General features: G+C 51.0%; 13 protein-coding genes, 1 rRNA gene and 1 riboswitch. All 14 genes read left to right on the plus strand.

The annotated features are described in order from the left end of the window. Positions 1-10 precede the first annotated feature (10 nt). The 14 genes from rrf to purD all read left to right on the plus strand — a co-directional run bounded on the left by rrf (position 11) and on the right by purD (position 13,400). Positions 11-126 (plus strand): 5S ribosomal RNA (gene rrf, locus ACZGCQ_RS14860). A gap of 99 nt (positions 127-225) precedes the next feature. Next, on the plus strand, positions 226-423 hold the full coding sequence (locus ACZGCQ_RS14865) for an NETI motif-containing protein (protein ID WP_029340738.1): 198 nt from the start codon (positions 226-228) through the stop codon (positions 421-423). 207 nt (positions 424-630) lie between these two features. After that, a riboswitch (purine riboswitch) is annotated at positions 631-732 on the plus strand. Between the two features lie 89 nt (positions 733-821). After that, positions 822-1,313 (plus strand): 5-(carboxyamino)imidazole ribonucleotide mutase, encoded by a 492-nt coding sequence (purE, locus tag ACZGCQ_RS14870; RefSeq protein WP_481266724.1) that lies wholly within the window; start codon positions 822-824, stop codon positions 1,311-1,313. Beyond that, positions 1,310-2,413: a 5-(carboxyamino)imidazole ribonucleotide synthase gene (gene purK / locus ACZGCQ_RS14875; protein ID WP_481266725.1), complete on the plus strand. Its 1,104-nt coding sequence runs from the start codon at positions 1,310-1,312 to the stop codon at positions 2,411-2,413. The genes purE and purK overlap by 4 nt, the downstream gene beginning before the upstream one ends. After that, positions 2,410-3,705: an adenylosuccinate lyase gene (gene purB, locus ACZGCQ_RS14880; RefSeq protein WP_029340741.1), complete on the plus strand. Its 1,296-nt coding sequence runs from the start codon at positions 2,410-2,412 to the stop codon at positions 3,703-3,705. The genes purK and purB overlap by 4 nt, the downstream gene beginning before the upstream one ends. A gap of 59 nt (positions 3,706-3,764) precedes the next feature. Continuing rightward, positions 3,765-4,472, plus strand: coding sequence for a phosphoribosylaminoimidazolesuccinocarboxamide synthase (gene purC / locus ACZGCQ_RS14885; protein ID WP_481266726.1), 708 nt, complete (start codon positions 3,765-3,767; stop codon positions 4,470-4,472). Further along, on the plus strand, positions 4,469-4,717 hold the full coding sequence (purS, locus tag ACZGCQ_RS14890; protein WP_023467069.1) for a phosphoribosylformylglycinamidine synthase subunit PurS: 249 nt from the start codon (positions 4,469-4,471) through the stop codon (positions 4,715-4,717). The genes purC and purS overlap by 4 nt, the downstream gene beginning before the upstream one ends. Next, positions 4,714-5,397: a phosphoribosylformylglycinamidine synthase subunit PurQ gene (gene purQ / locus ACZGCQ_RS14895; RefSeq protein WP_050678983.1), complete on the plus strand. Its 684-nt coding sequence runs from the start codon at positions 4,714-4,716 to the stop codon at positions 5,395-5,397. The genes purS and purQ overlap by 4 nt, the downstream gene beginning before the upstream one ends. Continuing rightward, positions 5,378-7,597, plus strand: a complete 2,220-nt coding sequence (purL, locus tag ACZGCQ_RS14900; RefSeq protein ID WP_481266727.1) for a phosphoribosylformylglycinamidine synthase subunit PurL — start codon at positions 5,378-5,380, stop codon at positions 7,595-7,597. The genes purQ and purL overlap by 20 nt, the downstream gene beginning before the upstream one ends. Continuing rightward, positions 7,573-8,982, plus strand: a complete 1,410-nt coding sequence (purF, locus tag ACZGCQ_RS14905; RefSeq protein WP_481266728.1) for an amidophosphoribosyltransferase — start codon at positions 7,573-7,575, stop codon at positions 8,980-8,982. The genes purL and purF overlap by 25 nt, the downstream gene beginning before the upstream one ends. A gap of 16 nt (positions 8,983-8,998) precedes the next feature. After that, complete coding sequence (gene purM, locus ACZGCQ_RS14910) at positions 8,999-10,033, plus strand: phosphoribosylformylglycinamidine cyclo-ligase (RefSeq protein ID WP_481266729.1); 1,035 nt, start codon at positions 8,999-9,001, stop codon at positions 10,031-10,033. Beyond that, a complete protein-coding gene (gene purN, locus ACZGCQ_RS14915) occupies positions 10,030-10,605 on the plus strand; it encodes a phosphoribosylglycinamide formyltransferase (RefSeq protein ID WP_087682073.1) in 576 nt (191 codons plus the stop codon). The genes purM and purN overlap by 4 nt, the downstream gene beginning before the upstream one ends. Next, positions 10,602-12,122 carry a bifunctional phosphoribosylaminoimidazolecarboxamide formyltransferase/IMP cyclohydrolase gene (purH, locus tag ACZGCQ_RS14920; protein WP_481266730.1) on the plus strand — a complete coding sequence of 507 codons (1,521 nt, stop codon included), beginning with the start codon at positions 10,602-10,604 and terminating at the stop codon, positions 12,120-12,122. The genes purN and purH overlap by 4 nt, the downstream gene beginning before the upstream one ends. A 15-nt stretch (positions 12,123-12,137) precedes the next feature. Beyond that, on the plus strand, positions 12,138-13,400 hold the full coding sequence (gene purD / locus ACZGCQ_RS14925) for a phosphoribosylamine--glycine ligase (protein ID WP_481266731.1): 1,263 nt from the start codon (positions 12,138-12,140) through the stop codon (positions 13,398-13,400). Positions 13,401-13,558 lie beyond the last annotated feature (158 nt).

Below are 13,558 nucleotides of genomic sequence, written 5' to 3' on the forward strand. Positions count from 1 at the left end.
GAGCCCGTCGTCTGGTGACGATAGCCAAGTGGTCACACCCGTTCCCATGCCGAACACGGAAGTTAAGCACTTGAACGCCGAAAGTAGTTGGGGGCTTCCCCCTGTGAGGATAGGACGTTGCCAGGCAAACGGTGGTTCTGGAGCATACGCTCAAGGGCCGCCGCTTTTTTGTGTCTTTTTGTAGAAAGGCATGCATCTATTTTAATGAAGGGACTGAACAGGGATATGGCGAAAAAAACGAAACTACGCGTAGCCGTCGAAGAGAACGAGACGATTGGTGCTTGTTTGGATCGTATCGATGCCATGGGATACCGCCCGACGGTCCGACGAGAAGAGCCGATCTTTGGATTAGACGCGAATGGCGAACCGTATCCAATTCGTCAGCAAATCGTCTTCGATTGCAAAGTGAAAGAGAGCGAATAACTACCTCAAGCATCGTCCGATTCATTCGGACGATGCTTTTTTTATACTTTATTTCATTTGATGCTTCCCAAGAAATAAACTCCGAATGGACACTAAATGAAATCAGAAAAACACCTTTTAAAACCGAACGATAAATTTTCAGAAAATTAAATTGTTCGCCTTTGGTTGACGCCTTGGGATGGACTTGTTAAGATGAAGTCGTGACAGGATGATTGAATATAAACACCTCGTATAATAGCAGGGATATGGCTTGCAAGTTTCTACCCAACGACCCTAAATCGTTGGACTATGGGGTATATGGATGTTCGTCGATATTTCTTTGGCGTACCTTTTTATACCCTAAGCCACCCTTTTAGCCGTGGTTTGGGCTTTTTTTATGCACAAAGGAGGAAACAGCGATGGGAAATGTAGAAGTCGGCGTCATCATGGGAAGTCAATCGGATTGGGAAACGATGAAACATACATGTGATGTGTTGGAGCAACTTGAGATTCCATACGAAAAGAAAGTCGTTTCCGCACATCGGACACCGGATATAATGTTTCGTTATGCTGAATCAGCACGTGAACGAGGACTGAAGGTCATCATTGCCGGTGCAGGCGGTGCTGCTCATCTACCGGGCATGGTCGCTGCTAAAACGACATTACCCGTCATCGGTGTTCCTGTGAAGAGTAGAGCGCTCCAAGGAATTGATTCCTTGCTCTCGATCGTTCAAATGCCAGGTGGTGTACCGGTCGCAACGGTCGCGATCGGAGAAGCGGGCGCAAAAAACGCCGGATTGCTAGCTGCTCAAATTCTTTCGATTCAAAATGAACGACTTGCCCGCAAGCTCGATCATATGCGTGTCGAACTAGAAGGAGACGTCATTGCATCTGGAGGGAACCTGCTATGAAACGAATTGGGATACTAGGCGGCGGTCAACTCGGTCGAATGATGGCTCTGTCGGCGCGTGAGATGGGCTTTGAGATTTTGACACTCGATCCAACGGACAATGCACCGTGTGCGCAAGTGGCGGATCAACATATCAAAGCTGCTTTCACGGATGTCGAGGCAGCAAAACAACTCGCAGCTGAATCGGATGTCGTCACCTACGAATTCGAGAACATCTCGACGGAAGTCGCTGAAGCAATCGGAACGAAACTGATTCACGGCACCGATCTTCTTTTTCAAACGCAACATCGGGTACGGGAAAAAGAGATGATTGAACGCATTGGGCGTTCCGTCGCTCCGTATTATCCGGTGACGCATCCTTCTGACTTAGAGGAAGCAAAACAGCGACTCGGGTTACCATTCGTCTTGAAGACAGCACGATTCGGATATGACGGAAAGGGACAGACCGTCATTCGGACGGAAGAACAGTTCCAAGCGGCAATCGAACGATTCGAACCGACAGAGTATGTTGCGGAGCAGTGGTTACCGTTTGATCAGGAAATTTCCGTCATCGTCACTCGAAGCGCAACAGAGACACGCGTCTTCCCGGTCAGTGAGAACATACATCGAGAAAACATTTTACATCTATCGATCGTACCGGCACGGATTTCCGAATCACTCGAACAAGAAGCGATTGCGCTCGCCGAATCCATCGCGGATGCCGTCGGTCTGATCGGTACACTGGCCATCGAGTTGTTCGTCGTCGGTTCTCGACTGATCGTCAATGAACTAGCACCCCGACCACACAATTCGGGTCACTATTCAATCGATGCTTGTGAAACATCCCAATTCGAGCAACATATCCGTGCCATCAGTGGTCTCCCACTCGGTGATACCCGTCTGACGACACCGGTCGTCATGGCGAACATCCTGGGTCAGCATGTCACAGCATTATACGAGGAACTACCGAGATTAGACGCTCGGACGAAAGTTCACTTATATGGAAAAGCAGAAGCCAAGACAGGGCGCAAGATGGGCCATTTAAACATTCTTGCGGACACCGTCGACGATGCTTTGGCAGAAGTCGAACGCCTGTCGATATGGAAGGAGACAGTTCAATGATCGAACGGTATACACGTCCTGAGATGAAAGCGATCTGGACCGAACAAAACAAATTCGAGGCTTGGTTAAAAGTCGAGATTCTTGCGTGTGAAGCATGGAGTGAACTAGGGGTCATCCCGAAAGAGGACGTCCAGTTGCTTTGGGACAATGCCTCATTTGATGTCAACCGCATCCTTGAGATCGAGCAAGAGACACGTCATGATGTCATCGCCTTCACGCGTGCCGTCTCTGAAACACTCGGAGAAGAACGCAAGTGGGTGCATTACGGACTCACGTCAACGGACGTCGTCGATACAGCACTCTCGTATCTGTTGAAGCAAGCAAACGACATTCTTGCTGCGGATCTCGATCGATTCATCGACATCTTAAAAGTCAAAGCGAACGAACATAAATATACGGTCATGATGGGACGAACGCATGGCGTACATGCAGAACCGACGACGTTCGGTCTGAAACTAGCGCTTTGGTATGAAGAGATGAAACGAAACAAAGTACGTTTTGAAGCAGCACGTGAGACGGTCGAATACGGCAAGATGTCAGGTGCCGTCGGAACATTCGCAAACATCGATCCATTTATTGAAAAGTATGTCTGCGAAAAGTTAGGAACAAAACCGGCTCCGGTCTCAACGCAAACGTTACAACGTGATCGTCATGCACACTACATGTCGACACTTGCTCTGATTGCAACATCAATCGAAAAGATGGCAACAGAAATTCGGGGTCTGCAAAAGACGGAAACACGTGAAGTCGAAGAATTCTTCGCTAAAGGTCAAAAAGGATCATCGGCGATGCCGCATAAGCGAAATCCAATCGGTTCAGAGAACATGACAGGTCTTGCCCGAGTCATCCGTGGACACATGGTGACAGCGTACGAGAACGTCTCACTCTGGCACGAACGGGATATCTCGCATTCTTCGGCAGAACGTATCATTCTTCCGGACGCAACAGGATTGCTTAACTACATGTTGAACCGTTTCGGAAACATCGTGAAGAACTTGACGGTCTTCCCGGACAACATGAAGCGGAACATGGACCGGACGTTTGGTGTCATTTTCTCTGGACATGTCTTACTCGCTTTAATCGAAAAAGGCTGGTCGCGTGAAGCCGCCTATGATTTCGTTCAACCGCGTGCGATGCAGGCGTGGGAAGAACAAATCATGTTCCGTGACTTGTTGTGGCAAGAAGAAGAGATTCAACAGCTTTTCACAGAAGAAGAGCTCGATGCGTGTTTCGATCCGACGTACCATACGAGTCGCGTCGATGAAATCTTTGAACGGTGTGGCTTGAACTAATCAACCTGAGACGGGGCACTTGCCCCGTCTACATCTTAGGATCATGGGGGACGAAAGCGATGCAACCACTTTATGAAGGAAAAGCAAAACGATTGTACACGACGCAGGAGCAGGATGTGCTCCGGATCGTCTATAAAGACGAGGCCACGGCATTCAACGGCGAGAAAAAAGAAACCTTTGCTGGAAAAGGCGAATTGAACAACCGATTGACGAGTCATTTCTTTGAAATCCTCGAACAAGCGGGCATTCCGACACATTTTATTGAGCGTGTCTCGGAGCGCGAACAGCTCGTACGTCGTGTCACCATCATCCCACTCGAAGTCGTCGTCCGAAACGTCGTCGCGGGGAGCTTGAGTAAACGGCTCGGTATCGAAGAAGGTATGGTGCTCGAAACACCAATCGTTGAGTTCTACTATAAAGATGATACGTTAGGCGATCCACTCGTCACCTCGTCACACATCAATTTACTGAAGATTTCGACTTCTGAAGAGTTGAAACAGTTATCTGCTGAAGCGCTTCGCGTAAACGAAGTATTACAACCTTACTTCCGTCAAAACGGGATCACGTTGATTGATTTTAAACTGGAGTACGGCAAGATGGCCGACGGAACGATTCTACTGGCTGATGAGATTTCACCTGATACATGCCGCCTGTGGGATCAAGCGACCGGAGAGCATCTCGATAAAGATGTCTTCCGCCGCAATATCGGTTCACTGACAGAGACTTACCAAACACTATTCAATCGCCTAGGGGGAAACACACAATGAAAAAAGTCATCGTATCGATCGCATTACGGGAAAGCATTTTAGATCCACAAGGAGTTGCTGTAAAAGGCGGATTGCAACAGCTTGGTTTTACGGGTGTCGAAAGTGTTCGAATCGGAAAACAGATTGAACTGCTCGTTGAGACGGAAACGACAGAAGCGATGATTCATGAGATGTGTCAAAAATTACTCGTCAACACGGTGATGGAAGATTACCAGATTACGATCGAAGAGGTGACGCCAGCATGAAGTTCGCGGTCATCGTCTTTCCGGGATCGAACTGTGATTTAGATATGTACCATGCGGTCAAGGATGCGCTCGGAGAAGAAGCTGAATATGTCTTTCATACCGAAACATCACTTGAAGGCTACGATGGCGTCCTATTACCAGGCGGCTTCTCTTACGGAGATTACCTCCGTTGCGGCGCAATCGCGCGCTTCTCACCAATCATGGAAGAAGTCAAACGCTTCGCAGCAGAAGGGAAAACGGTCCTCGGAGTGTGTAATGGATTCCAGATCCTTGTCGAAGCGGGACTCTTACCAGGTGTCTTGCATCGAAACAACGGCTTGAAGTTCATGTGCCGGACGGTTGAACTGAAGGTTGAAAATACGAAGACACGTTTTACATCGGATTATCTGCCAGGCGAGACGATCTCGATTCCGATCGCGCACGGCGAAGGAAACTACTATTGCGACGATGCGACTTACGCGATGCTCCAAACGAACGGGCAAATCGCCTTCACGTATGTCGATAACCCGAACGGCTCACGCGGTGATATCGCCGGAATCACGAACAAAGCCGGCAACGTTCTCGGGATGATGCCACACCCAGAACGAGCGGTCGAACTCTTGACCGGCGGAACAGATGGATTGAAACTCTTTACTTCACTCGTCAAACAGGGGGCACACCATGCTAAAACAACAGTCTGAACCAACACCAGAATTGATTCAAGAGCAACGCGTCTATGCCACGATGGGCTTAAGTGATACAGAGTACCAGATGGTCGTCGATTTACTCGGACGCCAACCGAACTACACGGAAACGGGATTGTTCTCAGTCATGTGGTCTGAGCATTGTTCATACAAGACATCTAAACCCGTCCTTCGTCAATTCCCGACGACTGGACCACGTGTCTTGCAAGGACCAGGGGAAGGAGCGGGTGTCGTTGATATCGGCGATGAGCAGGCAGTCGTCTTTAAGATTGAAAGCCACAACCATCCATCCGCTGTTGAACCGTACCAAGGGGCTGCGACAGGCGTCGGCGGAATCATTCGTGACATCTTCTCGATGGGCGCACGACCGGTCGCACTCATGAACTCGCTTCGTTTCGGTCATCTCGGTACACCACGTGTCAATCAACTGTTCGAACAAGTCGTCGCCGGAATCGCGGGTTACGGCAACTGTGTCGGGATCCCGACGATTGGTGGAGAGATTGGATTTGATCGTTCGTATGAAGGCAATCCACTCGTCAACGCGATGTGTATCGGTTTGATCAACCATGCCGATATTCAAAAAGGTCAGGCAAAAGGTGTCGGAAACTCAGTCATGTATGTCGGTGCAGCTACTGGGCGCGACGGAATCCATGGTGCGACGTTTGCCTCGGAGGATCTCGGAGAGGATACAGAAGCAAAACGTCCGGCTGTTCAAGTCGGTGATCCGTTCATGGAGAAGCTATTGATTGAAGCGTGTCTTGAGATCGTTGGTCATCCAGCGCTCGTCGGAATGCAGGACATGGGTGCTGCCGGACTGACATCTTCTTCAGCAGAGATGGCTTCGAAAGCAGGTATGGGCATCGAGATGCACCTCGATGACGTCCCGCAACGGGAGACTGGGATGACGGCTTACGAAATGATGCTCTCGGAATCACAAGAGCGGATGTTACTCGTTGTCAAGCGTGGTCGCGAAGCAGAGATCGAAGCGATCGTCAGCAAATGGGGACTCCATGCCGTTCACGTCGGAGAAGTCATTGAAGAGAAGGTCTTACGGTTGATCCATCACGGAGATATCGTGGCGGAAGTTCCGGTTGATGCGTTAGCAGAAGAAGCACCAGTCTACGAAAAACCATCGCGTGTCCCTGCGTATTATGAAGAATTCCAAGCGATGGAAGAGACACTTCCAGTCGTCGAAGACGTTGTTGAGACATGGCGGGCACTACTTCGTCAGCCGACGATTGCTTCAAAACGTTGGGTCTACGATCAGTACGATCATATGGTCCAGACGTCGACTGTCGTCGCACCAGGGTCAGACGCAGCCGTCATCCGTGTCCGCGGCACGAACAAAGCGCTCGCGATGACGACCGACTGCAACAGCCGTTTCGTCTACTTGGATCCATATGTCGGTGGACAGATCGCGGTGGCGGAAGCAGCTCGTAATATCGTCGCGAGCGGGGCGACACCACTCGCCATCACGGATTGCCTGAACTTCGGAAATCCGGATAAACCAGAAGGCTTCTGGCAATTGCAACAAGCAACGGCCGGTATGGCAGAAGCATGTCGTGTCCTCGAGACACCTGTCATCGGTGGGAATGTCTCACTCTACAACGAATCAGCCGGTCAAGCGGTTCACCCGACACCAGTCGTCGGAATGGTTGGCTTACACGAGCAAACTGAATGGATCACAACGCAACACGTCAAACAAGCAGGTGACCAGATTTATCTGTTAGGCGAAACGACAGCCGAGTTTGGTGGTAGTGAGCTTCAATATATGCAATTCGGTAAATCATTCGGTCGCGCACCACAGATTGATTTAGCCGTCGAACACGCACGCTTACAATTGTTACAGCAGGCAGTACAAGCAGGTGAAGTCAATGCGATGCATGATGTGTCAGAAGGCGGTCTCGCCATCGCTCTCGCTGAGATGACGTTTGGGACGAACCTCGGATTGACGGTTCAGTTCGGCGGACCAACCTTACACCTGTTCAGCGAATCGCAATCACGCTTCATCGTCACTGTGCCACAAGCGTACGTCGCAGCATTCGAACAACGGACCGGTGCTCAAGCAATCGGTGTCGTCACGAACGATGAGCTTCTCGTCATCGAAACGGCAGACACACGAATTGAAGCAGACCGTTCGACCTTACAGGGAGACTGGGAAGGAGCAATCGCGTGTTATATGACATCAAAGGACTAAATGAGGAGTGTGGCGTCTTCGGGATCTTCGGACAACCGAATGCAGCGCAACTCGCTTATTACGGCTTGCATAGCTTGCAACACCGGGGACAGGAAGGGGCAGGCATCGTCACGAGTGACGGTGACGACCTCTTCCCGCACCGCGGGCAAGGACTCGTAACGGAAGTCTTTTCTGAAGAAACACTGACGAATCTTAACGGACATCACGCGATTGGACATGTCCGGTATTCGACAGCAGGGGGAAACACGCTTGAGAACACCCAACCGCTTCACTTCAAATCGCGGACGGGAGATCTCGCACTCGCGCATAACGGAAATCTCGTCAACGCCGATTCACTGAAGCACCTGTTAGAAGCAGAAGGTGCCATCTTTCAGACGACGAGTGATACGGAAGTCGTCGCCCATCTCGTCAAACGCAGTAAGCTCGAAACACTCGAAGACCGGATTGCCGATAGTCTCGCCCGTCTCGTCGGGGCGTTCGCCTTCCTTTTCTTAACGGAAGATACGTTATTCGTGGCGGTTGATCCGCACGGACTGCGTCCACTGTCACTCGGGAAGACACCGGACGGCGGCATCGTATTCGCGTCAGAGACATGTGCCTTTGATATCGTCGGCGCGGAGTTCATTCGTGATATCGAGCCAGGGGAGCTCGTGACAATCACAGAACAGGGCATGTCGTCCCGTCAATACATGGAACCACGTGAACGAGCAATGTGTTCGATGGAATATATCTACTTCTCACGTCCGGATTCGATCATTGATGGCGTCAACGTCCATACGGCTCGCAAAGCACTCGGGAAAAAGATGTATGAAGAAGCGCCGGTCGAAGCAGACGTCGTCACTGGAGTGCCGGATTCAAGTATCTCGGCAGCGATCGGTTACGCGGAAGCGAGTGGTATTCCATATGAGATGGGATTGATCAAGAACCGGTATGTCGGACGGACGTTCATCCAGCCGTCACAAGAGTTACGGGAACGTGGGGTCAAAATGAAGTTGTCCGCGCTACGCGGCGTCGTACAAGGAAAACGTGTCATCATGGTCGATGATTCAATCGTCCGGGGAACGACGAGTCGTCGCATCGTCGGTTTGTTACGGGAAGCGGGTGCGACGGAAGTCCACGTCCGCATCACGGCACCACCGATTACGAATCCATGTTATTACGGGATTGATACTTCATCGAAGGAAGAACTGATCTCTGCTCGATTGATGCCGGAAGAAATCCGGCAGGAAATTGGTGCGGATTCACTTGAATTCTTAACGGTACCGGGCATGGTCGACGCAATCGATCGCCCGTTCGATGGACCGTTAAAAGGACAATGTACCGCTTGTTTCACAGGAGAGTATCCGACACCGCTCGGTTCGCTCGAGTTAGAAGCTAAACTTTGATAGATGGGGGAAGAACATGAGCAAACATTACGAAGCAGCAGGTGTGAGTCTGACAGCAGGGTATGAGTCAGTCACGCGAATGAAAAAACACGTCGCCCGTTCGATGCGCAAAGAAGTATTGACGGGACTCGGTAGCTTTGGTGCGATGTTCGACCTCAGCCAATTGCAGTTGAAAGAACCAGTCCTTGTCAGTGGGACAGACGGTGTCGGTACGAAGCTGAAACTCGCTTTCGCACTGGAACAACACGATACGATCGGAATCGACTGTGTGGCAATGTGTGTGAACGATATCATCGTCCAAGGCGCGGAACCACTTTATTTCCTTGACTACATCGCGCTTGGTCAGGCGATTCCGGCGAAGATCGAACGGATCGTCGCAGGTGTCGCAGAAGGTTGCGTCCAGGCGGGATGTACGTTAATCGGCGGTGAGACAGCGGAAATGCCAGGGATGTATGCGGACGGCGAATATGATATCGCCGGGTTCGCCGTCGGTGCCGTCGAGAAACAAAAATTGATCACAGGTGACAAAGTCGCAGCAGGAGATGTCATTCTCGGTCTCGCTTCGTCCGGAGTTCATTCGAACGGGTTCTCACTCGTCCGTAAAATCGTCGCTGACAGTGGTCTCCGATACGAAGATGAAGTCATGATGCTCGGTCATACGCTCGGAAATGCGCTCCTCATGCCAACACGTATCTACGTCGAAGCGGTCAAAGCAGCCCTTGAGACGGAAAAGATTCAAGCGATGGTCCATATTACAGGTGGTGGATTCTACGAGAACGTACCACGCGTCTTGCCAGAAGGTCTCGGCGCATCGTTCGATCCGAAAAAGTGGCCGACGTTACCAGTCTTCGACTGGCTCGAGCAAGCGGGTGACCTGCCACGACATGATATGTACAACGTCTTTAACATGGGCATCGGTTTCATGTTGATCGTCAAACCGGAAGATGTCGCGGAGGTGACAGCACGTCTCGCTCGTGAAAATGAGACAGCGTACGTGATTGGTCAGGTGACCGATCAAGAAGGTGTCCGGATTCAAGGAGTCGACGCATGAAAATCGCCTGTTTTGCATCAGGAAGCGGTAGTAATGTCGAAGCACTTTTTGAAGCAATCGAGGCAGGAACGTTACATGCCTCGATCGAACTGATCGTCTGCGATCAACCGGACGCGATGGTCATTGAACGGGCGAAACGACGCGGATGTGACGTCTTCGTCTTTCGGGCGAAGGACTATCCGGATAAACCGAGTTTTGAGCGGGAGATCATTGCCCGTCTTGAAGCGAAAGGCGTCGAACGGATCATTCTCGCCGGCTACATGCGATTGATCGGGGAAGAGTTGCTCGGACGATACGCAGGACGAATCGTCAACATCCACCCGTCGCTGCTTCCGGCGTTCCCGGGAAAAGATGCGATCGGACAAGCATTTCGTGGCGGAGTTAAAATCACAGGTGTTACAATTCATATAGTCGATGAAGGCATGGACACAGGACCGATCATGGCTCAAGAAGCCGTTCGGATTACAGAAGAGATGACGCGTGAAACATTGCAACAAGCGATTCAGCGCGTCGAACATAGACTGTATCCGCAAGTCATCGAAGAGTGGATGAAAGAGGAGGCAAACGTATGAGAGCGTTAATTAGTGTGTCGGATAAAACAGGAATCGTCGAATTAGGACGAGCGTTCCATGAAGCAGGTATCGAGCTCGTCTCGACAGGCGGAACACATCAAGCATTAGAGGAAGCCGGGCTTCCGGTCATTGGTATCAGTGAAGTCACACAATTCCCAGAAATGCTCGATGGGCGTGTCAAAACGCTCCATCCAATGGTTCATGGTGGATTACTTGGTCGTCGTGATCTTGAATCCCATCGTGAGCAGATGGCTGCGCAACAGATTCAACCGATTGATTTCGTCGTCGTCAATCTGTATCCGTTCAAGCAGACGGTCTTACAAGAAGACGTCGCCTATGCCGATGCGATCGAGAACATCGATATCGGTGGACCAAGCATGTTGCGTTCAGCGGCGAAAAACCACGCAGCTGTCACGGTCGTCGTCGACCCAGCTGATTACGAAACGGTCGTTGCCGAGATTCGTGAAGGCGGTACGACGTTTGAGACACGTCAACGTCTTGCGGCGAAAGCCTTCCGTCATACAGCGGCGTACGATGCGTTGATCGCGGATTATTTCTTGACGCAAACAGGTGAGAAGTTCCCGGATCAGTTGACGATCACGCTTGAAAAAGTCCAGGATCTCCGTTATGGAGAAAATCCACACCAAGAAGCAGCCTTCTATAAAACACCGATTTACCGTGGAGCTTCTCTCGCTTCAGCGAAACAGTTGCATGGTAAAGAGTTGTCGTATAACAACATTCAAGATGCGAACGCTGCACTCGAAATTCTCGACGAATTCCGCGAAGCAGCAGCCGTCGTTGTCAAACACATGAACCCATGTGGTGTTGCCGTCGGTCCAACAATCGGAGAGGCATTCCGCCGCGCTCATGCAGCCGATCCAGTGTCGATCTTCGGTGGCATCGTCGCCTTGAACCGTGAAGTCGATTTAGAGACAGCAGAACAGTTAAGCGGCATCTTCCTTGAAATCATCATCGCTCCATCCTTCACGGAAGAAGCATTCGCCTTGTTGTCAGCGAAAAAGAACATCCGTCTACTTGAACTCGACGTCAAACGTGTCCAAGCAATCCGTTATACGGCAGTCGCTGGCGGCATGCTCGTGCAAGACAGTGACGATGAGACGCTTGATGATGCGGCAGCACGCGTCGTGACAGACCGCAAGCCGACAGCAGCGGAATGGGAAGACTTGAAACTCGCATGGCGTGCCGTCAAACACGTCAAGTCGAACGCGATCGTTCTCGCGAAGGACGAAGTGACGGTCGGTGTTGGTGCAGGACAGATGAACCGTGTTGGTTCAGCGAACATCGCGATTACACAAGCCGGAGAAAAAGCAGTTGGTGCGTCACTTGCTTCCGATGCCTTCTTCCCAATGGGTGATACGGTCGAAGCGGCAGCAGCAGCTGGCATTACGGCAATCATTCAACCAGGCGGCTCGATTCGCGACCAAGAGTCGATCGATGCGTGTAACAAACATGACATTACGATGGTCTTTACGAACGTTCGACATTTCAAACACTAAGCGGAGGCGATTTGAATGAAGGTATTGGTGATTGGTAAAGGAGGGCGTGAACACGCGCTCGTCTGGAAGCTGGCACAGGATGAACGGATCGAGACAGTGTATGCTGCGCCTGGGAATGCCGGGATGACACAAGCCACATGTGTTCCGATCGCCGAAGATGCTATCGATGAACTCGTGTCGTTCGCACAAGACGAACAGATCGATTGGACGATCGTCGGACCAGAAGGACCACTTGTTCTCGGAGTCGTTAACGCCTTTCAGGCAGCGGGATTGCAGATCTTCGGACCAACACGGGAAGCGGCAGCGATCGAAGGAAGTAAACAGTTCGCGAAAGAATTAATGGAGCGTGCCGGTATTCCGACCGCTGCTCATGCCGTCTTTACTTCAGCAGCAGACGCAGAGGCGTATGTTCGCAAAGCGGGTGCACCGATCGTCATCAAAGCCGATGGACTTGCTGCCGGAAAAGGAGTCACGGTCGCAGAAACCGTGGACCAGGCGCTTGTTGCAATCCAAGATACGTTTGCCGGGGAATACGGTCAACAAAGCCGCGTTGTCATCGAAGAATGCCTGGTCGGGGAAGAGTGTTCATTGATGGCATTCGTGCACGAAGAGACCGTCATCCCAATGGTATTGTCGCAAGATCATAAACGGGCATTTGACGGTGACCTAGGTCCGAACACAGGAGGCATGGGTGCGTATTCTCCGCTTCCTCAGTGGGACGAAGCAGCGCTGACGACAGAAGCTGTTGATCGCATCATTCAGCCGCTCGTCGATCAGATGGCAAGCGAAGGAATTCCGTTCACCGGTTTCCTCTATGCCGGTCTGATGCTGACGAAACAAGGACCGTTCGTCATCGAGTTCAATGCTCGGTTCGGTGATCCGGAAACAGAAGTCATTCTTCCGCGCTTAGAGACACCGTTGCTTGATGTCATCATGCCGCTGATAGACGGACAGATACCAGAAGTCGTTTGGACGGATCAAGCAGCTGTCGGTGTCGTCGTCGCAGCAGAAGGATATCCGGAAGCACCAAAAACGGGACAAGCGATTCCACTTGATCAGATTGGGGACGGTCTTCTCGTCTTTCATGCCGGCACGGCAGAACGAGACGATCAACTTATCTCAGCCGGTGGACGTGTCCTCGTATGTGTCAGCCGTGCCGAGACGATCGAGCAGGCTGTCGAACAGGTCTATGCGAACTTACCAGACGTGACGGACCAGCCATTCTTTTACCGAACTGATATCGCTCAAAAAGCCTTTCGTGCCTCGCATGAATCATGATATCTGAACCAGACGTGCTCGATAGAGTCGCGTCTGGTTTTTTGTTTCTTGGCGAAGTGCACGAAAAGATTTGTCTTCCATGGCGAATTTGTGTTATTTTGACCAAATGAATCCGGAACGGGGCAAAACTTCTTGAAACTTACTTAGCAACATTTTAG

The sequence above is a fragment of the Exiguobacterium sp. HSB13 genome (genome assembly GCF_056764755.1).